The following is a 21,159-nucleotide window of genomic DNA, read 5'->3' on the forward strand; positions in this document are numbered from 1 at the left end:
TTGTTTCATGCTTTTATTTCTTCACTTAGGAGGCGTTGAGTATGAAAAAGTTTTTTCTGCGGTCCCCAATCGAGGGCAGTCATTAGGCGAAGAAGTTGCTAATAGTATCAGTCATGGACTGGGGCTAGTAGCGGCGATTGTAGGTACGCCGTTTCTTATTTTAAGTGCTATTGATTACGCTGATCTGAGTTTTCTAGTTGGCGTCAGTATTTTTTCTGGCACGATGATTTTGCTCTATTTGGCATCAACACTTTATCATGCAATGCCAAAAGGTAAGGCGAAATATGTGTTTCGTGTGATAGATCATTCTGCGGTGTATTTACTGATTGCAGGCACTTATACACCGTTTACCTTGGGGGTGTTACAAGGCGTATGGGGATGGTCGCTGCTGGCAGCGGTTTGGACCTTGGCACTGGTTGGTGTGGCTCTAAAAGCCTTTGGAAAGGCATCCCATCCTGCCATTTCTACAACCTTATACGTTATTTTAGGTTGGCTTATCCTTATCGCAATTAAGCCTCTCGTTTTACTAATGGAGCCAAATGGCTTGATTTTGTTGGTACTGGGCGGTGTTCTTTATACTTTGGGTGTGGTGTTTTTTGTGATCGATTCAAAATTACATTACGGTCATTTAGTGTGGCATTTGTTTGTGGTCGCTGGAACGGTTTGTCATTATTTTGCGATTTTTTATTATGGTGCCTAGGCGCATGTTTGGCAAAGACAGGATAGCGTCTTGTTATTGATCCATTTTCGTTTGCCATCTGTGCAATGTTTTCAGTTGTTCGAGCAACAAGGATTTGTTGTTTGGTGTCAGTTCATTAAATAAGCTCAACATCATTCTTGCTTCATAAGTGAAATGAAGGTCGATTGGGTTCCCCGCATGTTTTTCCTTATCATCTTCTTGCTGTAAAAAATTGACTATGTCTTCGGGAGAATGCTCGCTGGCAGCGTATAAAATCGATGGTTTAGTATCTAACGCTATGGCCAGCTTTTGTAAGACTTTTTGTGAGGGCTGCCTTTGACCTTTTTCAATGCGTGAGACATTGCTGGTGGCCATGTCAGCCTCCAGTGCGACTTGTTCTTGAGTCATTTTACGATGGATACGCAAAATTTTAATAACGTGGCCAATATTCATGGCAAGATTATCCGTTTAATTTTGCCTATATGGCAAAACCTGACAGGCAATTTGCTTGACACTTTTTGCCATATAGGCAATATTGGTGACAATTTGTGTCTTAAAGACAAATAAAAGACGGTATTTTGTGTTAATCGAAGCATGCAGTAGAAGGATTGACTTGTGAAAACAGAGAGGATGAATACTGGGCATGATTGGCAGGAGTTACAAGAAACGAATCATGGCTTTATTGTGTTAGACAGTAATGATTTGATTGTTTCTTGTAACGATAAAGCGCAAAAAATGCTGTCTTCTTCCCGTTTTTTTCAAAAAATGATTCTCTATTGCCTCAGGGGTGCTTTTGGTCTGAAGCCGAACTGCGCACTTATTCTGCTGCTGAATTTAAAAGTATGGCAGGAAAAAGCATCACGCTTTTGTTTACGCCTGCTCACAGCGAAACTTATGAAATAAAGGTTCAAGTGGAAGCTTTTCAATTGCTTGGTCAGCATTTTTGTAGCTTGCTTATTCAGGACGCTTGTCTTACTTCCGATGACTACGCAGGCTCCTACTTAAGTGATGGCCGTCAGCCCTTAAGTATGGCTCAGATGTTAAAAACAGATTTGCAACTGAACAAATTAGTCTTGCATTATCAGCCTCAAATTAATGTGTCGAATAATTGGCTTTATGGTGTTGAGGTGTTGGCTAGATGGCATCATGAAGAGCTTGGTCATGTTTCCCCTGACGATTTTATTGCTTTAGCAGAAAATTTTGGGTTAATTGCTGAGCTGGATTTATGGGTACTTCGTGAAGCATGCCGGCAACTGGCGTCATGGCGTAAAAACAATATACAAGTTCCTCTCATTGCAGTTAACTTTTCCCCTTATAGTTTTAACTCTCCAAATCTTGTCGATACTATTCAAAGTATTTTACAAAAAAATGGTCTTTTTTCTTCTGACCTTGTTTTAGAAATCACCGAAAGTAGAAAAATAACATTGTCTGACTCCTTTATTAATGTGATCGATGACCTTCATTCAATGGGAATTGCAATATCGTTAGATGATTTTGGTACGGGTTATTCCAACCTAAAACGATTACTGAAGTTTCCCGTATCACAGCTTAAGTTAGATAGAGCATTTGTTAGTAAGCTTCCTAGTAAATTATCTAAAGAGTTAAGTGACGTTGTCTTTTCCATTGGTCAAAAAATTGGAGCCGTATCCATTGCTGAGGGTGTTGAAACCTTACAACAATTATCTTATTTAAAAGCAATAGGATACGAAGTCATTCAGGGGTATTTATTCTCTCCGCCGTTATCTGTGTTTAATTTTGAAGAGTGGTATTTAAAAACATACTAGTTTTCAAGACTTCATAAAAAAATACAGTTTTTGTTGTTTTTTTATGTTTTTTTGGTTGTATTTAAACTTGATGAAAAAATTATAGAGGGTGAAAATGTTAAGGAATACAAATATTCGATCGCGGTTGCTGGTGAGCTTTTCATCGGCAATCATTCTGATGATTATTCTAGGTGGCGTCGGCATCTCTACGATGAATAAGATTCGATCGAATTCAGAATTGATTGAAACAAATATTCTTCCGGCCATTACAAGCTTGGGGGATATGAGTACGGATCTGATGCGAGTAAGGATCTTTACACTAAGACTGTTAACTGCAACAAGCGGAGAAAGTAAAAATGAAATATTGGCAACTATAGAAGCTATAAAAAATAATGTCGCTAAGTCTCGTACTGAATATGAGTCAACGATATTTTTAGATAGTGAAAGACGTTTGTTTGATCGATTTAAAGTCGTAGAGTCTAATTACTATAAACTTCAGTCTGAAGTTGCGAGCTTGTCTGTACAAAATAATAAAGAGGCATATATGGCTCTTGTGCCGGATATGAATCATGCTGCAGATGATATGGTGAAATTGTTACGAGAGATTGTGTCCGCTAATCAGAAAGGGGCTGATGAAGCAAGTATAGACTCGTTAAAAGCATACAATGAAGGGTTTGTTTTAATAAATATCGTTATCGTTATTTCTGTGGCTTTGGGGGTTGCGATTGCTATGGTGTTATCAAGAAGTATTAATAAACCACTTCTAGAAGCGGTAAATTCTGCCGAGATCATTGCTAAAGGGGATTTGACTCAGGCCATTGTACCAGAAGGTAAGGATGAATTGACTCGTTTAACCAATGCACTTAAAGCAATGCAGGGCAATCTACGAGAAGCCATTGTTCACATTGGTGATTCTTCTAGTCAGTTGGCTTCGGCGGCTGAAGAATTAAGCTCTGTTACGGAAAGTTCGTCGAATAGCCTGATGTTGCAAAATAACGAGATTCAATCCGCAGCGTCTGCTATAGCGCAAATGAGCCTCAGCGGTGGATGAAGTGGCTCGAACAGCACAGCAAACCTCAGAAGCTTCTGCTGATTCAGCCACATTAGCGGCAGAAGGTAAAGCACGAGTTGGTGAGACAACGGCTGTAATTCTTGATATGAATAAAGAGATGACAAACAGCACTCGAGTGATTAATCAATTGGCTGAGCAAGTGGCGTCAATTGGTCAGATTTTGGATGTGATTCGAGCTGTGGCAGAGCAGACCAACTTATTGGCCTTAAACGCGGCAATAGAAGCGGCTCGTGCGGGGGAAACGGGCCGAGGTTTCGCGGTTGTCGCCGATGAAGTCAGAAATCTTGCCCATCGTACCCAAGAGTCTACAGGTGAAATAGAGACCATGGTACGTCAGGTTCAGCTTTCGGCCAATGAGGCGGTTACGTCTATGGAAAGCACAAGCCAAAAAACTAATCAAGCACAAACCGTTGCCGCTGAAGCGTCTAAGGCATTAGAGCAAATTACCGCACGCATTATTGCTATCAGTGACAGTAACCACGTGATTGCCAGTGCGGCAGAAGAGCAGTCTAACGTGGCAAAAGAAATAGACGGTAATATCACAACCATTAGTGACTTAGCCGCTCAAACGGTTGTCGGAGCGAATCAGACCAGCGCCAGTACGGCAGAACTGACTCGACTAGCGATAGAGCTTAATGAGCTGGTGGTGAAGTTTAAAGTATAGGTTTTGTTTGTTAAGTAAGGAGCCTCTCGTTGACGAGAGCTTTTTGTTGCCTATACAGATCGACTGTTTGGTTTTTCTTGATATTGGCTGGGTTAATATCTTCTCATTGAAATCCGGTGTATATTGGTTTTTCTTACCAATTTGCAGCCACTTATGACCATTGCTCTTAAAAATATAACCGACTCCGATGTGACATGTTCGCAGTGTCAAGCATGCTGTTGTCGCATGGAGGTGATGATCATCAGTGACACTGGCGTACCTGATAGGCACATATCGGTCGATGAGTGGGGTGGTGAGACCATGCTGAAGTTGGAAGATGGTTGGTGCTCAGCGGTCGACAGAAACACGTTTCTTTGTACGATTTATGAGAATCGTCCATGGATTTGCCGCGAGTTTGAAATGGACTTCTGATGAATGTCGAGAAGAGTTTAATATCATCAAGCAATGACAGACGGTCACTGCTTGATGATAAGTTGCGACCTTAAAGTCTATACATGGCGCAAAGTTTATTACCTGATGGGTCTCTTAAATACGCCAAATACAATTTCATGGTTCCTAATGAGCGAATCCCTGGCGCGTCTTCACAGCTTACTCCGCCATTTGCTATCCCTGCCGCATGCCAAGCATTTACCGTTTCTTCAGATGTGGCTGAAAAACCAATCGTACTACCATTGCCGTGACTGGCCGCTTCGCCATTTATTGGTTTCGTAATCGCAAAGGTACCAGTATCTGTGCGATAAAAGCATCGGCCTTTGGGATCAACAAAGCCTTCGCCATAGCCAAGTGCTTTAAACGTAGCATCATAAAATGCTTTTGACGCTTGTACATCATTGGCGCCTAACATAATGTGGCTGAACATGGTGTTTTATCCTTATTTTATGACTGTTGTTCGATGATGCTTTATCTCACAGCAGTGCGTCTTATTCAAATGCTGAAAAGAGGATTTTTGATGCAGGCAATGACCATAGGTTTTAATTCAGAGTATGCAGAAGAGGCCCCCAGTCTTGAAGAAATTAATGCTTTAAGGGGATATGTTCTGTTGGAGTTTGGTGCGCCTTGGTGCGGACACTGTCAAGCGGCTCGTGACGCCATAGAAGACACAATGAAGTCAAATGCCGAGATGGCTCATATCAAGGTGTTTGATGGTAAAGGGAAACGACTTGGACGGCAATTTGGTGTTAAGCTTTGGCCCACTTTAATCCTGTTGCAGGATGGGCAAGAAGTGAAGCGCATTGTACGTTTTACGTCAAAAGATGAGGTGCGCGAGTTAATGGCGTCTTGCTTCGTTTTGTCTAAACCTTAATGTCAATGAGTCGGCCGATGGTTTTATCGGAGGCGTCGATGACTCTAGCATTGGCTTTTGCTTCTAGCTCACTGCTTTTGGCTTCCAGTAAGCCATCTTGAATGGCGGAGCCATATCTAGAGTTAGCTTGGGTGTTATTTTGACCAAGTGTTTGAGTTGATGCGTTGGCTACTTTTTGGCTGGCGAGGTCTAATCTCTCTTGGCTGCGTTGTAAGCCTTGTTGACCATAGGGGAATGAGGTGTTGTTGATTTGCATAAATAGCCTTTTTATACCTGCAGCATCATTTTTTAACTTGCACTAAATACTAGCATATAAAGAGAGTGTTTTTTAACCAGTGATTGTTTTTTTATGTGTGTGATGGATATCAGTTGTAATGGGGAGGTGTATATGGGTCATAGTATGAAAAGAGCGTTGATGGTTGGCTCATTGGTTTTAGGTATTTTATCTCCGGAAGTGGTATCAGCAAGAGCAACGGATTCTGTGTCGGTTAATGTGATTGATGCGGCCAATAAAGCACTTTTTTTTCAGGCTCTAGACAATTATCAAGTTAAACCACATTCCCTGTCTTATGCCGATAAAATGGACGTCTTGAGTCAGGTGTTACTAGGGGCTGTATACGTCGGCGGCAGTGTTGGTGAAGGGAAGCAAGGGAAATATGACCAAGATCCTTTGGTTCGTTTTGATGTATTTGATTGTACTACTTATGTTGAAACTTTGTTGGCAGGCGTTATGTCGACGTCTTCGGCTGAGTTTGATGCTAATCTCATGGCACTGCGCTACAAGGATGGCGAGGTTTCTTTTGTGTCACGTAACCATTTTCCTAGTTTGGATTGGTTTCACAACAATCAAGACAAATTACTGGATATCACGCCAGAAGTGGCAGGAGGCACCGCCCGAGTGGCGCAAACTGTTATTGATAAAGCCACTTGGTATCAGCATCTTACTGGTGAGACTTTAGGCTGTGATGCCACATCTTCTAATAAGTGCGCAACGCTGTTGGGTCAGCTAAAAGCTGAGGGCAGCGCTTTTTCACCAGAACCTGCTTACCTACCTTATGTGCCTTTGACCGCCTTGTTTGTTGGTGCTGAGAGGAGAGTAGACCAAGCTTTACTAGATCGTATTCCTTCAGGCAGTGTGATTAGTATGGTGCGTCCTGATTGGTCATTAAAACAATGGATTGGTACTAATATGAATGTATCCCATCAGGGAATTGCTATTCGTAAGCAGGGTGAGCTTTTCCTTCGACATGCCAGTTTGACACACAAAAAAGTCATGGATGAAAATTTCGCGGAGTATTTTTCTCATTACACAAGTGGGGCCTCTTCACTAAAAGGCTTTAATGTTCACGTATTACGTTATTAACATTATTTTTTGCGATTTTGCTGTTTAAAGTTGGTACTAAAGTATTTCAAATGCAGCTCTAAAGCGTCACATGAGATGGTGATCTCTCTAACCGATAAATACAGAGAGTACATGAGACAAACCAAGCTGGCACCAAAAATATAGCTCCCAGCTTGTTGGTATTCCAAATAGATCGCCATCATCGACAATACGCAAAGAAAGAAACTGATTACCCCTGCTTCCTGCATGCGACGTATCAAATAAATACGTTTACGTAGGTTAGCAATTTGCTCTTTGATATTTTCATCTTCCAGTTTGGGATCAAAGTTACGAATAATGGAGGCCAAGGTGACAAAGCGATTGGTGTAAGCCAGTAGTAATAATGAAACTGCAGGGAATAGCATGGCGGGAGTGGTTAGTGTGATAATCATGATCTACCTTCATGGGAGAGTTAAAAATATCTTATTGCATTATTTTACGGTGTCATCCGTATGTTTAGTATCGTCCATAACCCTTCTGAAAGTATAGAAAATAAGCATTGTATCGATTTAACTACCTTCTATAATGCTGCATTAATAATGTCGGAATGGCTATTTGATAGTTGGTTCCGTCTTTCTAGCAACAAGAGAGATCAAAATGAGTGATATGCTAAGTATTGGCTTGCTGATTATAGCCAGTGCCCTGTTTGCTATGTCTGAAATAGGCATGGCCGCCGCGAGGAAAATCAAACTGCGAGTGCTCGCAGATGAAGGCAACATAAAAGCCCAGGCGGTGATAAAATTACAGCAAAAGCCTGGTGCGTTTTTCGCGATGATTCAGATAGCCTTGAATGCTATTGCTATTTTAGGCGGTATTATTGGTGAGCAAACGTTAACGCCTTATATCAGGCAAGTCGTGAACTTGATTTATTCTGGGCCATTATTAGATCAAATCAGCTTTGTCTTTTCGTTTCTTTGTCTTACATCCTTGTTCATCTTATTCGCTGATTTATTGCCAAAACGTTTGGCGATTATCATGCCAGAAGCAGTGGCTATCCGCATGGTAACGCCCATGCTGTGGGTGACGTTTATACTAACGCCAGTTGTTTTTCTGTTTAACGGCTTAACCAATACCATTTTGCGTATCTTAAATGTACCGATTGAGCGCGAAGAAATCGTTACCACGGAAGACATTGTTGCCATGATGGACGCTGGGGCGGAAGATGGCAGTCTACAGCGACAAGAATATCAGTTAATCGGTAATGTGTTTGAATTAGAAACACGAAGCATTTCCAGTACCATGACGCCAAGAGATCAGATTATTTATTTTGATATTGATGACAGCAGTGAAGAGATTAGTCAGAAAATCATTGATCATCCCCATAATGATTTTTTAGTGTGTGATGGCAGTTTGGATAAAATCCAAGGCATTATAGAATCAAAAGAAATTTTACGTTTGGTATTAAAGGGTGAACCTGCGCATATTAAACCAGAAAAAATTGACAAAGATGTGTTCTATTTGCCTGAAACACTGACTCTTTCAGAGGCTCTAAATGCCTTTAAAGTCGCGCCACAAGCGTTTGCCGTTATTGTTAACGAGTACGCCACAATCGTTGGCATTGTGACAGTAAAAGATTTGCTAGGCGGCTTTATGGGTGGCTTATTAACACCTCATGACGAAGAGCAAATCGTGCAGCGTGACGCGAACTCTTGGTTAATAGAAGGGCTTACACCGATCAATGATGTGATGCGCAGTTTGGGCATTGAAGAGTTTCCAGATCGCACCCAATATGAAACCTTGGGAGGGTTCATTACTTATAGCTTGAAGCGTTTGCCTAAGCGTACTGATTTTTTTGTTCATGAAGGCTATAAGTTTGAAGTATTGGATTTGGAAGGCGTTAGGGTTGAGCAACTTTTAGTCACCAAGCTGAAATAGATCGGATTATTTTTTTGAAATATAACAAGGAAATGTCGTATGCAGTTAGTTGTGGGAACCTTATCTACTTGGTCACTTCGTGCTTTTATATGTGCTCGATTGGCCAACATTCAACCAGATCTTATATTGATAGATTTAGATAAACCTGGTTATAAAGCTGAAGTACTTAAATATTCACCAACAGGCTTGGTGCCTGCGTTGCTGGTTGATGATTTTGTTGTGTGCGATTCTTTGGCGATTGTGGAGTATTTTAATGAATGCTCAGATGGGGCATTGTATCCAAGGGAGCAATCAGAAAGAGCGCAAGCTAGAAGTCTTTGCCTGGAAATGCACTCTGGTTTTGTTAGTTTACGTTCTCACTGCCCGTTTACGCTCGAAGAAATCGAACCTTTGGCTGATTTTAATGGGGTAATACGAGAAGATATTGAGCGCATAAAGGTTATTTTTACGCAGGCTAAGGGTCCCTTTATGTTTGATAAAGCTGGAGCCGTTGATGCTTTTTTTGCGATTTTAGCTTTTCGATTAGATATTTATGGTATTTGTCTTGATGGTAAAGCTGGTGATTATCAACGTAGCTTATTGGATTGGCCTTTATTAAAAAATACAGTGGCTTCAGCTCGTCACTGGTCTAGTTGATCTCATATTAAAGCGTCTGTTTTATGCCTTTTATTGGTTAAAAAAGCCACTTTTCCTCGCTATAAGCATTCTATGTCAAGAACGTGGATCCTTATTCATCGAATGGGGAAAGAGACTTTCTTTAGCTGTTTCTGACGTATCTTTGAATTTTTCAATGCTAGCCTAATGCTTCCCAAATCATCTAAGGATAAGGAGAAGCATTATGTCTCGTTTAATTAAAAAGTTCATCAATGTGCAGGTGTTTAAACGTCATCCCACTAGACATGAGAGCGTGGAAGTAAACAGTGATTTTGATCTGGATGAATGGAAAGGCTGGGATGCTTGGGTCGATGTGAACAAATAGTGTTTCTTACAGGATATACTGATGGGCGGTCAATCTGTAGCAAACAAATAAGTATCTTTATGAGTTCATCCTAAAAAGGCAAACTGTGTAGATGGCACGAGTTTGCCTTTTTTTATTTAAAGGTCTTATCTTGAACATTAATACACTTATTTTAAAGATTGATTATAAAAAAAGGAAAGAAGAGGTGTTTTAGTGAGTGCATTTGACCATGGCTAATTAACCACGTAGTGTAAATAAGGAAAGGTAAGTGAATGTTTTTTTGTCGAGTTTCTTAACTAGAGGCAAAACAAAGAACCTCCCTTTGATCTTTTTAGACTGTTTATTCAGTCAGAAAGAGCGGTCCGTTTTTCGTCGCTATATTGGCGTTGGAAAGAAAATTTTAATTCTAAAGGAGAATGAAAAATGGCTACAACTACCAAAAGCACGACCCAAGCAAAAGCTCATGAAAAAGTAGATAACGCGGCCGAAGCAGCCCATAAAGGGGTTGATAGTGCGGCTGAGATGAAAGCGCAAAGCCAAGAGCGCATTGAAGAAGTGGCTCATCAAATCAGTGAACAAGCTCACAAAATTGCAGATACAGCTAAAAATCAATCGGAAAAAATTTCTTCTGCCGTGGGGAGTATGCCAAAGAGCATCCTGTTAAGACCATAGGTATTGCCTTTTTAGCGGGTGCTCTAGCCGCTAGTTTGTTATGCAAACGTAAATAAGTATTAGGAAAGCACACATGGAAGCACCTCACTCTGAACCACAGCAAGCTTCATCGGATCTTGATGCGGTGGCTGAAGCCCATACAAGCTGGCTAAAGAGTGTGTTAGGGCTAGGAGCGTTAGAAGCGAAATTATGGGTGGCGTCGAGCGCCCAGCTCCTTGCCTTAATGTGTGGTGTGATTTTTTTGTTGTTAACGACTTGGCTGCTCATTATTGCAAGCAGTGCCGCATTGGCTTGGAGCTATGGTTTTTCTCTTGTCGGTATTTTGTTAACGGCTACCTTGGTGACGTTTTTAAGCTCCCTAGTATTGTTATATTTGGTAAAACGCACACTCAAAAATATGGATTTTACTCGTACTTTGGATGCTATTATCCCGACGGATGAGGACTGATTATGTTTGGTATTAACCGTATGTATAAACAGCGAGATCGGCTGTATTTGCGTACTCAGATCTTGGAAAAACGCGCTAAAGTATCCCGTGATAAGGCCATCGATAATTTGCTTGGCAAAGCCACCAGCCCGGCTGGATTGTTGGCTAGTTTTGTTTTGGGGGCTACAACTCAATTGGACATTACTCGAAACGCCAGAAAAAATCTGCTTAACGGTGCCAGTAAAGAAGTATTAAGCTTTGTGATCGCGCAGCTCACAGCCTATTTAACGCTTGATACCAATAAAGCCGCCACGGAACCGCATAAGTCTGAAGCATCATCAACGACTGTTGAGGATTTTCGAACCATGTCAGAGACAGGAACAGCGTCTTCTTCTGATCAAGGTAAATAAGAAACAGTGGTGTCAAACGTTCAAAAAAACATCACTTAATCCTCGACTTTAGCTGACGAAATCTCTATATTCGCCCATCTTTGTGTTTGTCTTTTGACCCTAATTTAGTGGTCTATATAAACGTTTTTCTTTTCTCTTTGTTTAGGGCTTTTTCCTTTGATCTCCACGGCTAATATCACCATGCAATTTGGCGCAACGCCATTGTTTGAAAACATCTCGGCAAAATTCGGTAACGGTAATCGTTATGGCCTAATTGGCGCGAACGGCTGCGGTAAGTCTACATTTATGAAAATCCTCAGCGGAGCGCTAATACCGACTTCTGGTAACGTCTCTATTACCCCTGGTGAAAAAGTGGGTACCTTAAGTCAGGATCAGTTCGCTTTTGAAGAATACACGGTTGTTGACGCCGTTATTATGGGCGATGTTGCACTTTGGAAAGTCAAACAAGAGCGTGACGCGATTTATGCCAAGCCGGAAATGAGTGAAGAAGACGGCATGCGTGCGGGGGAGTTGGAAGCTGAATTTGCTGAAATGGATGGTTACAGTGCGGAAAGTCGTGCAGGTGATATTCTGTTGGAAGCAGGCATTGCGGAAGAGTTTCATTTTGGTTTAATGAGCCAAGTAGCACCAGGTTGGAAATTACGTGTCTTATTAGCGCAGGCTTTGTTCGCCAACCCCGATATTTTGCTCTTGGACGAACCAACCAACAACTTGGACATTCATACTATTAACTGGTTGGCAGGTGTATTGAATCAACGTAAATGCACCATGATTATTATTTCCCACGATCGTCACTTTTTGAACTCTGTGTGTACGCACATGGCAGACATCGATTTTGGTGAGTTGCGCATTTATCCGGGTAACTACGAATATTTCATGGAAGCGTCGTCTTTGATTCGCGAACAGTTACTAACCGAAAACGCGAAGAAAAGTGCTGAAATGGATGATTTGCAGGCTTTCGTAAACCGTTTTTCTGCGAACGCCTCGAAAGCTAAACAGGCCAGCTCTCGTGCCAAAAAGTTGGAAAAAATTGAATTAGCGGAAGTCAAACAATCCAGTCGTATGACGCCTTCTTTGAGCTTCAAACAAGACAAGAAACTCCACCGTCATGCATTGATTTTAGAAAACCTTGGTCATGGTTATGATGAGTTGCTGTTTACCGGCGGCAATATGATTTTAGAAGCTGGCTCAAGACTGGCAATTATTGGTGAAAACGGCGCGGGTAAAACCACTTTTTTACGTTGTTTGATGAATGAATTACAAGCCAAGCAAGGTGAAATTAAATGGGCCGAAAACGCGGTGATTGGGTATTGTCCACAAGACAGTACTGAGGATTTTGACTGTGACTTAACCTTGTTTGATTGGATGTCAAAATGGCGTACCGCCAAGCATGATGATCTAAAAGTGCGTGCTATGTTGGGACGTTTGTTGTTTACCGCTGATGACTTCAATAAAAAAGTCCGTGTCTGCTCTGGTGGCGAAAAAAACCGTCTGTTGTTTGGTAAGTTGATGATGATGGACTTAAATGTCTTGGTCATGGACGAACCTACGAACCACATGGATATGGAAGCTATCGAAGCGTTAAATAACGCTTTGTTAGAGTTTGATGGTACTTTGATTTTTGTTAGCCATGACAGGGCTTTTGTGTCCTCCTTGGCAAACAGAGTGATCGAAATCAAAGGGAAAAAAGTGATTGATTTCCAAGGCACCTATGATGAGTATCTTGCTCACCAAGAGTAAATGTCTTCACTGTTATTTTTAATAGAAGCCGCTTATCGAGTCATCAGTAAGCGGCTTTTTATTTATACTGCTTGAAAGTTTGTTGAGCGAAGTTTATTTATTCATTAAGAATGTTTTGTAACATGTTAGATAGGATGCTGTCGGTGAATAGTTTAGCGATAAAAAAGTACCTGTTATCAAAACCTGAATCGATTGAAGATTATCCCTTTGATGATCATACCCCTGTATTTAAAGTTCAAGGCAAAATGTTTGCTTTATTAAGTAAGTATCAGGGACGGCTATTGCTCAATCTAAAATGTGATCCTGATCATGCCATTGAGTTGCGCGATGTCTTCAGTGATGTTATTCCCGCTTATCATATGAATAAACGCCATTGGAATTCGCTTATCTTAAATGGCGATTTACCAATAGGGGAAGTTCAACGCCAGATTGATCATTCCTATGCTTTGGTGGTGAAAGGCTTGAAAAAATCAATTCGAGAAGGCTTGGAAGTGCGCCATGGTACATTGGCTTTATACCGCTGCTCTCAGCATTAAAATGGCATGGCTAACATGTTTAAGCGAGCTTTATCATTATAATGTCGTTTAATTGTCATCGTAATGTCATGTTTTGTTTATAGATTTAAGACAACTTCTCTTGCAGGGGAGAAGGCTTTTTTGTGTCAATCTACTAGACAGTATAGGGCAGTATTATGATTATTGAGCAGAAACAGAACTTAAGCTTTGATGAATTAGATGAGCTAGTGCGTCCAGCGCCAGAAGTGGTTGAGTTTGAAGAAGTGGCACATAGAATGGTGTCTCGTCGCGGCTTTTTGAGTGGTGGCGCAGCGGTTGGAGCGAGTGCATTTGTGATGGGACTCAACAACATTGGCTGCAGGTAAAGCGTTTGCTGCAGCAGAAGCCTCTGAATCTCGCTTAGCGTTCAGTATGGTCAAAGCCAATACGCTTGATACTATTACTGTGCCAGAAGGTTATAAATGGGAGGTTGTAGCATCTTGGGGAGATCCGCTGTTCAGCAATGCGCCCGCCTTTGATCCAATGACTGGTGGCACTGGTGCGTCTCAAGAATTGGCTTTTGGCGACCACAATGATGGCATGGCTTTCTTTGCAAAAGATGGCAAACAAATTATGGCCATCAACAATGAATATACCAATGAAAAAACACTTCATGCGAACCGCGCAGATGGTATGCCAATCAATGCCGATGACGTGCGTAAAAATAAAGCCGCGCATGGTGTATCAATCGTTGAAGTTGATCAACGTGGTGGAAAATGGGGCATTGTTCAAGATTCTCCTTATAACCGCCGTATCACCGCTGACACTGAAATGGATATTACGGGTCCAGCCCGCGGCCATAAGTGGCTGCAAACTTCTGAAGATCCAAAAGGTGTGGTAGCAAAAGGTACTTGGAACAACTGTGGTAATGGACAAACGCCATGGGGTACATACCTTACTTGTGAGGAAAACTTTAACGGTTACTTCTCTGCCAGCAAAGATTTCAACATGCCAGAAGCTTTTAAACGCTACGGTGTGAGTACAGAAGGCCGTTATAACTGGGCTTTGTCAGATGATCGTTTTAACTTAGACAAAGAGCCAAACGAGCCAAACCGCTTTGGTTATATTGTTGAGATTGATCCTTTAGATCCGACTTCTCGTCCTAAAAAACGTACCGCACTAGGCCGTTTCAAGCATGAGAATGCTGAGTTAACCATTGCGGCAAATGGTCACGTAGTCGTCTACCTTGGTGATGATGAGCGTGGTGAGTTCTTGTATCGTTTCGTTTCTAAACACAAATATTTAGCTGGCGGTAATAACCGTGATCTATTGGAAGAAGGTACACTGTATGTTGCCAAATTCCATGACAATAATCGCGGTGAGTGGTTGGCTCTTACGCCAAAAACAACGGGCATGACCGACGCTGAAATTGCTATTCATACGCGTATGGCGGCCTCTAAAGTCGGTGCAACGACGATGGATCGTCCTGAGTGGGTTGCCGCTCATCCGCATAAGGCAGAAGTGTACTGTTCTTTAACGAACAATAAAAACCGCGGCGTGAAACCCAATGCGGGTGGCGATGAGACGCCTGCTACTGGACCTAACCCACGCGTTAAAAATGATTTTGGTCAAATCGTGCGTTGGATGCCTATGAATGAAGACCACACCAGTGTGGAATTTAAGTGGGACTTGTTTGTCTTAGCGGGTAACCCAGCGGTATATACTGACGCGAATGCGGGTTCTAAAAACATTAATCAAGACAACATGTTTAACTCGCCAGATGGCTTGAAATTTGACTCGAAAGGTTTGTTGTGGATTCAAACAGACGGTAATTACTCAAATGAGAAAGGCTTTCAAGGTCAAGGCAATAATCAAATGTTAGTTGGTGATCCTGAGACGGGCGAGATTCGCCGTTTCCTAGTAGGGCCAAAAGAGTGTGAAATCACTGGTATTGCCTGGAATGCGAGTAAAACCACCATGTTTATTAGTGTTCAGCATCCTGGTGAAGATGGTAATTCGAATTGGCCAAATGGCGGGCAATCGGTTCCTCGTTCAAGTGTGGTTGCTATCTCCCGTGAAGATGGCGCTGTCATCGGCTAACCTTTTTTAGTGGCCTACTTGGCCACATTATCCTAGGTTTATAAACCAGCATGTGAACGCATGCTGGTTTTTTATTTGCTCGAAAGAAATCATGATATATATCAGAAAGTGCATAAATTTTTCTTATACTTTGCTTTTTCGTTAGGAATAATCTAGCAATCTTGGTAATGTGCATACTAAGTGCAAGTGTCTTTGTGTGAATATTGTTATGCGATGGTCGTGACGCATAGAAAGCTAAGTGAGTGATAATGGGTGTTGTTCTTTCTAGATCATTATTTATAAAACAAGCAATTTTAACGTTAGCCTTAGCCATCGTTCTGAGCTTGCTAAGCAGCGGTATTCAGTTTCTTGAGGGAATTCGACACCAGAAGACGCAGATTGATCAGAATTTTGATGAGCTGCTTGCTGTGGTTGAAAAGCCATTAGCAGAAGCTGTGTTTCGATTGGATGTTGATTTTGCTCAGCAGCAAATAAATAGCTTGCTGTTGACCCCTTCTATTGCCCATGTAGAAGTCAGAGACGAGCTTGGAGAATTATTTGTAGGCGCGACAGCAGCAGAGCGTCATTTTTCAATATCTCACAGCATAGCGGATTATTTTTTATCTGATTTACAGGCGTACTCGCGAAAGTTACGTCTAGAAAAACCGATTTTTCAAGCTGGACATTTAGTAGTATTGCCTGAAAAACGCTACTTGCTTGCTAAAATATTTCAAGAACACCTGTCGACACTTATTTACAATTTGTTTAAAGACGTACTATTAGCTTCTTTCATTTCATTGTTTTTCTATTTTTTGGTGACACATCCTTTAATGCGCTTAACTGAGTCATTAACGGCGCTTGAACATAACCAGAAGTTACCTTTGTCTAAGGCATTTTATCGTCATCATAGATCCGATGAGCTGGGCCATCTGCATGCCACCTTTGCGCGTTTGTGGAGCAAATTAAGTATGGCTCTGAGTGATTTAGAACGCAGCAATAGTCATACCAAGGCTATGATTGAACACGCTGCGGATGGTATTTTGCTGTTGGATGAGAACAATAACATTACCCTAGTGAACACTGCTGCAGAGTATATGCTCAAACGTAAAAGTGCGGATTTACATTCTCAGTCGCTAGAGTCATTGCATACGTCTGCTTCTTGGGCACCATTTGTTGAGATTTTGATGTCCTTGAAAGTGAACACGCCTATTACAATTGAAACGTTTTACCAGATACAACATGTTGAACTGCCTGTCGAAATACGTCTGGCAAAGTATAAGATACAAAATCAGGTCGAAACTTTACTGCTTATTCGTGATGTTTCCGAACGCAAAGAAACTGAAGCACATATTCACCATCTCGCTTATTATGATCCGATTACGAATTTGCCCAACCGTCAATATTTAGCCGATAAACTTCATGAAGTGCTACAACGTCAACAATCGAGTGTGAACTATTCGGCTGTGGTGTTCATGGATTTAGATCGTTTCAAAACGATTAATGACTCTTTGGGGCATAATGTTGGTGATCAATTGCTGTGTTGTGTTGCTGCTCAACTTTCATTCTTGAAAGAAGACAATATTGTTTTTGCTCGGATGGGGGGAGATGAGTTTGCTTTTTTACTGAATAAGATTGGCGATGATAAAGAGCAAGTAGAAAAAGCCATAAATGGCTTTGCTGATAGTGTGATGTACGCGTGTCAGCAGGTTAAAAAAGCGGGTCATCATGAGGTGCATATTACGGCCAGTCTGGGCGCCACTATTTTTGATGGCAACGAAGGCTCGGCTGAGGTGATTTTAAAGCAAGCGGATACGGCTTTATATCGGGCAAAAGAATCTGGGCGTAACACATTTGCTTTGTACAAACCTGAAATGCAGGCGATTTCAGATGCGCGGCTTGACATGGAAAAAGCCCTACATCATGCGACAGAATTTAAGTTGTTTGATTTATATTATCAGCCTCAAACCAATGATAAGAATGAGTTGATTGGTGCCGAAGCGTTGATACGTTGGAAAGATGAGAAAAAAGGCTTTATTTCCCCTGCTGAGTTTATTCCGGTGGCCGAAGAGATAGGCACTCATTGTCGAAATAGGCCATTGGGTGCTTAATGAGGCATTATCCCAAGTCGCGACTTGGTTGAAAGAGGGAAAATGGCAGCTGTCTTGGCGAATGTCGATTAATGTCAGTCCAATTCAATTCCAACAGGCAGGCTTTTTGCCAATGCTAAAAGCTCAGCTAGAAAAGCACGATGTACCAGCCAGCTGTGTGGATCTTGAAATTACTGAGAACATGTTGTTGAACGATTTGTCTTCTTGTTTGGAGAAAATGAATGCGATCAAAGCGCTCGGTGTTCATCTTTCGATTGATGATTTTGGAACGGGTTACTCGTCTCTTAAATATTTAAAATCTTTACCCATTGATCGATTAAAAATAGATCAATCCTTTGTACGTGATTTGCTGACGGATAAAAGCGATGAAGCCATTGTTCACGCTGTGATTGCCATGGCGAAAGCGCTGAATATTAGCGTGCTTGCTGAAGGAGTGGAAACCTTGCCACACTATGACAGGTTACGTGAGATTCATTGCTTTTTTTATCAAGGGTACTATTTTGGTCATCCTTTGCCACCAAGTGAATTCATTGCTGCGTTTGTTCATGATTTACCCAAACCTCCACTCTCATGACAATGGCAAAAGAGACGCATTTTTTGCCTTAATGCTAAATATATGAAGCGGCAGTAACGCTTCGTGTTTACTTTTGCTGTGTGTGCTGTATTTTCTAACCTCATATCTTGTTGTTAGGAGTACCTATGTCAGCTTTATTTCATTACGCCTTTCACGTCACTTCTTTGGAAGAAACGCGTTCTTTTTACACGCAAGTTTTAGGTTGTACAGAAGGCCGTAGCACAGACACTTGGGTAGATTTTGATTTTTATGGTCATCAGTTATCGCTGCATCTGGGTGAACCCAGCCCAACAACGAATACTGGGAAAGTAGGAGATCATCTTGTTCCTATGCCGCATTTTGGTTTGATTCTGCCATTAGATGAGTGGCAAAAACTCGCCAAACGTCTCACAGAAAGCAATGTCGCATTTGATCTGGCACCCAGCGTTCGTTTTGAAGGTTTGCCAGGTGAGCAGTGGACCATGTTTTTTAAAGATCCAAGTGGCAACGCGATTGAGTTGAAAGGATTTAAAGACTTGGCTCAGGTATACGACAAATGATCCCGTTTGTCAGTCGTATTGACTCAGCCGAGCAGGCCGTGTGGATTAATCAACTTTCAGCGGCTATGCCTGATGAGGTGATTCTGCCATTTTCAGCCTTAACATTAGAACAAAAGCAGCAGTGTGACGTTGCGATTGTTGCCAATCCTAACCCTGATGATTTGCTGGCTCTTCCTTCTTTAAAATGGGTTCACAGTGTTTGGGCGGGGGTTGAGCGCATGATCAATGAGCAGGTCTCTCCAACATTTTCTATTGTGCGCTTGGTCGATCCTACGCTGTCAAAAACAATGTCGGAAGCGGTATTGGCTTGGACATTGTTCCTTCATCGAGATATGCCAGCCTACGCAAAGCAGCAAAGCGAAGGTCTTTGGTGCCCGCGTCCTATGGTGGAGGCAAAAAATCGTCGTTTGGGGGTTCTTGGTCTGGGAGAATTAGGGCGAATGAGTGCACTGCGTCTGGTTCAGAATGGCTTTACTGTGCGAGGCTGGAGTCGCCAGCCGAAGCAAATTGAAGGAATCGAATGTTTTTCTGGTGAGGCGGGGCTAATCCATTTGTTGCAGCAAACGGATATACTGATCTGCTTGTTGCCTCTGACAACACTGACCAAAGGTTTATTGAATCAAAAACGCTTATCCAGTTTACCTGTAGGGGCGAGCATTATTAACTTTGCTCGTGGTGCCATTGTTGATGATAAGGCTTTGCTCACTCTGCTTGATCAAGGGCATTTATCCCATGCGGTTTTAGATGTTTTTATGCAAGAACCATTGCCTTTAGAGCACTCTTACTGGGGACATAAATCCGTCACTGTACTGCCACACATATCAGCACCGACTCATCCTGTTAGTGCCAGTCAGATAGTGGCTTCCAATATACAGCACTATCGTTTAACCGATTGCATTCCATCCGCGGTAGATCCAATGCGTGGATATTAGTTAGCAGGGTGGTTAAAATAAATCTAAATAGGAGCCTTTATGCCACATTGTATTCTTGAGTACAGTCAAAATTTAGAACAAGAAGTGCCGCCTGTCGACCTGCTCGAGGCTGTAAAAGCCGCCTGTATTGCATCGACGCTTTTTACAGCAGAAAACATAAAATTACGCAGTGTTCCGTATAAGAGTTTTTTGACGGCTGGACAAGAAGATGCCTTCATTCACGTCATATTAAGAATGTTATCAGGTCGGACGTTGGAACAACGCAAACAACTTTCCCATTTGGTTCTTGAAGCGTTAACACAATTTTCATTAAAAGATGTTAGCTTTTCCGTTGAAGTGTGTGAAATGGAACGCGATACCTACGCAAAAAAGGTTGTTCTGTCCCAATAACTATGGCGAGTCTGATCGCTAAAAAAGGTTTTAAAGATAATGAAAGCCATTGTGTGTTCAATGATGCTTCTACCAAGTTTACTTTGGGACTCAAGCAGATGCTCAGGAGATGGATAATAGGTCCATTATTCCATCGGACGGCAGTGTTGTAGAAGGGGCGAGTGAGGGGGATGTGCCTTATTCCCCAGAAGAGCCTGCGGTACCTGAATCTATTTCTCAACGCGCGCGAGAAGCAAATGGTCTTTTTCAGCAGCGTGAAAACAGAGAAACAGCAACCTTGAATAATCCGTTTGTTTTAACGCCACATCGGCCAAATTATTTTTTGCCCTTTGCCTATACTTCGAATCCCAATGATCGTTCTTTTTTAGGAGATGAGACGGACGAGAGTTTGGAGAGTGTGGAATTTAAGTTTCAACTCAGTGTGAAGTTTCCTGTCGTTTATGACGTGGTAGGACGCGATACCAGTTTATGGTTTGCATATACACAACAAGCCTATTGGCAAGCTTACAATAGCCATATTTCAGCGCCTTTTCGGGACACCAATCATGAGCCTGAAGCTTTTATTGTTACCAAGCCCAAGCATGGCTTTTTAGGCATCAAGCCTAGCTATATTTCATACGGTTTCAATCATCAGTCGAACGGTCAATCGGGTGATCTCTCTCGTTCGTGGAATCGTTTTTATGTGGACTTTTTATTTGAAACAGGCGATACGGCATTTTCGATTAAGCCTTGGTATCGAATTCCGGAAAGTGCTGACATTGACGACAATCCCAACATAGAAAACTATTATGGCTACGGTGAACTCAATATTATCCATGTGATTGACGATTATAGTATTGATGTTATGTTGAGGAATAACCTTAAATCCTCTGATAACAGAGGCGCGTTACAAGTGGGTTTCACGTTTCCTTTGTGGGGCAAATCCAGAGGTTATATCCAATACTTTAATGGTTATGGACAATCGCTCTTGGATTATAACCATCAGACGCAATCGATCGGTGTTGGCATTATGTTGACCAATTGGTTGTGATGTATGACCTAATGATGATTGTTTTTAATAATCAATAGACATAAAAGACCTCGCTTTGTCGGGGTATTT

28 protein-coding genes are annotated in these 21,159 nt (G+C 41.8%); 24 read left to right on the top strand and 4 right to left on the bottom strand.

Annotation, left to right across the window (positions count from 1 at the left end; genetic code table 11):
• The first annotated feature begins 7 nt into the window (after window positions 1–7).
• Entirely contained in the window at window positions 8–700 is a 693-nt protein-coding gene (trhA, locus tag ONZ52_RS11260; protein WP_265218704.1) for a PAQR family membrane homeostasis protein TrhA, read from the top strand.
• A gap of 33 nt (window positions 701–733) precedes the next feature.
• Here trhA and ONZ52_RS11265 read toward each other — a convergent pair whose 3' ends face one another.
• Window positions 734–1,132: a helix-turn-helix domain-containing protein gene (locus tag ONZ52_RS11265; protein WP_265218705.1), complete on the bottom strand. Its 399-nt coding sequence runs from the start codon at window positions 1,130–1,132 to the stop codon at window positions 734–736.
• 323 nt (window positions 1,133–1,455) lie between these two features.
• Here ONZ52_RS11265 and ONZ52_RS11270 point away from each other — a divergent pair, with 323 nt between their 5' ends.
• From ONZ52_RS11270 to ONZ52_RS11285, 4 genes are all read left to right on the top strand, one after another.
• On the top strand, window positions 1,456–2,463 hold the full coding sequence (locus ONZ52_RS11270; protein ID WP_265218706.1) for an EAL domain-containing protein: 1,008 nt from the start codon (window positions 1,456–1,458) through the stop codon (window positions 2,461–2,463).
• Between the two features lie 94 nt (window positions 2,464–2,557).
• The gene (locus ONZ52_RS11275) at window positions 2,558–3,493 is read left to right on the top strand and encodes a HAMP domain-containing methyl-accepting chemotaxis protein (protein ID WP_265218708.1); all 936 of its coding nucleotides are present in this window, start codon (window positions 2,558–2,560) and stop codon (window positions 3,491–3,493) included.
• A gap of 1 nt (window position 3,494) precedes the next feature.
• Window positions 3,495–4,178 (top strand): methyl-accepting chemotaxis protein, encoded by a 684-nt coding sequence (locus tag ONZ52_RS11280; RefSeq protein WP_265218710.1) that lies wholly within the window; start codon window positions 3,495–3,497, stop codon window positions 4,176–4,178.
• A 234-nt stretch (window positions 4,179–4,412) separates the two neighbouring features.
• Window positions 4,413–4,589, top strand: a complete 177-nt coding sequence (locus ONZ52_RS11285) for a YkgJ family cysteine cluster protein (protein ID WP_265218711.1) — start codon at window positions 4,413–4,415, stop codon at window positions 4,587–4,589.
• A 70-nt stretch (window positions 4,590–4,659) separates the two neighbouring features.
• Here ONZ52_RS11285 and ONZ52_RS11290 read toward each other — a convergent pair whose 3' ends face one another.
• Window positions 4,660–5,037, bottom strand: a complete 378-nt coding sequence (locus tag ONZ52_RS11290) for a VOC family protein (protein ID WP_265218712.1) — start codon at window positions 5,035–5,037, stop codon at window positions 4,660–4,662.
• A gap of 90 nt (window positions 5,038–5,127) precedes the next feature.
• Here ONZ52_RS11290 and ONZ52_RS11295 point away from each other — a divergent pair, with 90 nt between their 5' ends.
• Window positions 5,128–5,481, top strand: a complete 354-nt coding sequence (locus ONZ52_RS11295; RefSeq protein ID WP_265218713.1) for a thioredoxin family protein — start codon at window positions 5,128–5,130, stop codon at window positions 5,479–5,481.
• On the opposite strand, the gene ONZ52_RS11300 is transcribed toward ONZ52_RS11295, so the two are convergent.
• Complete coding sequence (locus ONZ52_RS11300; protein ID WP_265218714.1) at window positions 5,471–5,737, bottom strand: hypothetical protein; 267 nt, start codon at window positions 5,735–5,737, stop codon at window positions 5,471–5,473. The two genes, ONZ52_RS11295 and ONZ52_RS11300, sit on opposite strands and share 11 nt — an antisense overlap.
• Before the next feature lie 132 nt (window positions 5,738–5,869).
• On the opposite strand from ONZ52_RS11300, the gene ONZ52_RS11305 reads away from it, so the two are divergent.
• Window positions 5,870–6,844 carry an N-acetylmuramoyl-L-alanine amidase-like domain-containing protein gene (locus ONZ52_RS11305; protein ID WP_265218716.1) on the top strand — a complete coding sequence of 325 codons (975 nt, stop codon included), beginning with the start codon at window positions 5,870–5,872 and terminating at the stop codon, window positions 6,842–6,844.
• Window positions 6,845–6,846: 2 nt separating this feature from the next.
• Here the strand turns inward: ONZ52_RS11305 and ONZ52_RS11310 are convergent, their stop codons facing one another.
• The gene (locus tag ONZ52_RS11310) at window positions 6,847–7,254 is read right to left on the bottom strand and encodes a DUF2721 domain-containing protein (protein WP_265218717.1); all 408 of its coding nucleotides are present in this window, start codon (window positions 7,252–7,254) and stop codon (window positions 6,847–6,849) included.
• 205 nt (window positions 7,255–7,459) lie between these two features.
• On the opposite strand from ONZ52_RS11310, the gene paeA reads away from it, so the two are divergent.
• The 17 genes from paeA to ONZ52_RS11390 all read left to right on the top strand — a co-directional run bounded on the left by paeA (window position 7,460) and on the right by ONZ52_RS11390 (window position 21,090).
• Window positions 7,460–8,737 carry a polyamine export protein PaeA gene (gene paeA, locus ONZ52_RS11315; RefSeq protein ID WP_265218719.1) on the top strand — a complete coding sequence of 426 codons (1,278 nt, stop codon included), beginning with the start codon at window positions 7,460–7,462 and terminating at the stop codon, window positions 8,735–8,737.
• Window positions 8,738–8,776: 39 nt separating this feature from the next.
• Complete coding sequence (locus ONZ52_RS11320; RefSeq protein ID WP_265218720.1) at window positions 8,777–9,373, top strand: glutathione S-transferase N-terminal domain-containing protein; 597 nt, start codon at window positions 8,777–8,779, stop codon at window positions 9,371–9,373.
• Between the two features lie 202 nt (window positions 9,374–9,575).
• Window positions 9,576–9,716 carry a hypothetical protein gene (locus ONZ52_RS11325; RefSeq protein ID WP_265218721.1) on the top strand — a complete coding sequence of 47 codons (141 nt, stop codon included), beginning with the start codon at window positions 9,576–9,578 and terminating at the stop codon, window positions 9,714–9,716.
• 402 nt (window positions 9,717–10,118) lie between these two features.
• Window positions 10,119–10,367, top strand: coding sequence for a hypothetical protein (locus tag ONZ52_RS11330; RefSeq protein ID WP_265218722.1), 249 nt, complete (start codon window positions 10,119–10,121; stop codon window positions 10,365–10,367).
• A gap of 2 nt (window positions 10,368–10,369) precedes the next feature.
• Window positions 10,370–10,423 (top strand): hypothetical protein, encoded by a 54-nt coding sequence (locus ONZ52_RS25380; RefSeq protein ID WP_428981178.1) that lies wholly within the window; start codon window positions 10,370–10,372, stop codon window positions 10,421–10,423.
• A 17-nt stretch (window positions 10,424–10,440) separates the two neighbouring features.
• The gene (locus tag ONZ52_RS11335) at window positions 10,441–10,815 is read left to right on the top strand and encodes a hypothetical protein (RefSeq protein WP_265218723.1); all 375 of its coding nucleotides are present in this window, start codon (window positions 10,441–10,443) and stop codon (window positions 10,813–10,815) included.
• Window positions 10,816–10,817: 2 nt separating this feature from the next.
• On the top strand, window positions 10,818–11,204 hold the full coding sequence (locus tag ONZ52_RS11340; protein WP_265218725.1) for a hypothetical protein: 387 nt from the start codon (window positions 10,818–10,820) through the stop codon (window positions 11,202–11,204).
• A gap of 156 nt (window positions 11,205–11,360) precedes the next feature.
• Entirely contained in the window at window positions 11,361–12,944 is a 1,584-nt protein-coding gene (locus ONZ52_RS11345) for an ABC-F family ATPase (RefSeq protein ID WP_265218726.1), read from the top strand.
• Window positions 12,945–13,078: 134 nt separating this feature from the next.
• Window positions 13,079–13,480 carry an MmcQ/YjbR family DNA-binding protein gene (locus tag ONZ52_RS11350; protein WP_265219400.1) on the top strand — a complete coding sequence of 134 codons (402 nt, stop codon included), beginning with the start codon at window positions 13,079–13,081 and terminating at the stop codon, window positions 13,478–13,480.
• A 155-nt stretch (window positions 13,481–13,635) separates the two neighbouring features.
• Complete coding sequence (locus ONZ52_RS11355) at window positions 13,636–13,824, top strand: twin-arginine translocation signal domain-containing protein (RefSeq protein ID WP_265218727.1); 189 nt, start codon at window positions 13,636–13,638, stop codon at window positions 13,822–13,824.
• Window positions 13,811–15,538 carry a PhoX family protein gene (locus ONZ52_RS11360; protein ID WP_265218728.1) on the top strand — a complete coding sequence of 576 codons (1,728 nt, stop codon included), beginning with the start codon at window positions 13,811–13,813 and terminating at the stop codon, window positions 15,536–15,538. Before ONZ52_RS11355 ends, ONZ52_RS11360 begins: the two co-directional genes overlap by 14 nt.
• A 248-nt stretch (window positions 15,539–15,786) precedes the next feature.
• Complete coding sequence (locus ONZ52_RS11365) at window positions 15,787–17,625, top strand: diguanylate cyclase domain-containing protein (RefSeq protein WP_265218729.1); 1,839 nt, start codon at window positions 15,787–15,789, stop codon at window positions 17,623–17,625.
• Window positions 17,618–18,199: an EAL domain-containing protein gene (locus tag ONZ52_RS11370; RefSeq protein ID WP_265218730.1), complete on the top strand. Its 582-nt coding sequence runs from the start codon at window positions 17,618–17,620 to the stop codon at window positions 18,197–18,199. The genes ONZ52_RS11365 and ONZ52_RS11370 overlap by 8 nt, the downstream gene beginning before the upstream one ends.
• Before the next feature lie 125 nt (window positions 18,200–18,324).
• Window positions 18,325–18,738: a VOC family protein gene (locus ONZ52_RS11375; protein ID WP_265218731.1), complete on the top strand. Its 414-nt coding sequence runs from the start codon at window positions 18,325–18,327 to the stop codon at window positions 18,736–18,738.
• Window positions 18,735–19,670 carry a 2-hydroxyacid dehydrogenase gene (locus ONZ52_RS11380; RefSeq protein ID WP_265218732.1) on the top strand — a complete coding sequence of 312 codons (936 nt, stop codon included), beginning with the start codon at window positions 18,735–18,737 and terminating at the stop codon, window positions 19,668–19,670. The genes ONZ52_RS11375 and ONZ52_RS11380 overlap by 4 nt, the downstream gene beginning before the upstream one ends.
• Window positions 19,671–19,709: 39 nt before the next feature.
• Window positions 19,710–20,060, top strand: a complete 351-nt coding sequence (locus ONZ52_RS11385; RefSeq protein ID WP_265218733.1) for a 5-carboxymethyl-2-hydroxymuconate Delta-isomerase — start codon at window positions 19,710–19,712, stop codon at window positions 20,058–20,060.
• Between the two features lie 109 nt (window positions 20,061–20,169).
• On the top strand, window positions 20,170–21,090 hold the full coding sequence (locus ONZ52_RS11390) for a phospholipase A (RefSeq protein WP_265218735.1): 921 nt from the start codon (window positions 20,170–20,172) through the stop codon (window positions 21,088–21,090).
• The last annotated feature ends 69 nt before the right edge of the window (window positions 21,091–21,159 follow it).

Source organism: Marinomonas rhodophyticola (assembly GCF_026113935.1).
GTDB lineage: Bacteria > Pseudomonadota > Gammaproteobacteria > Pseudomonadales > Marinomonadaceae > Marinomonas > Marinomonas rhodophyticola.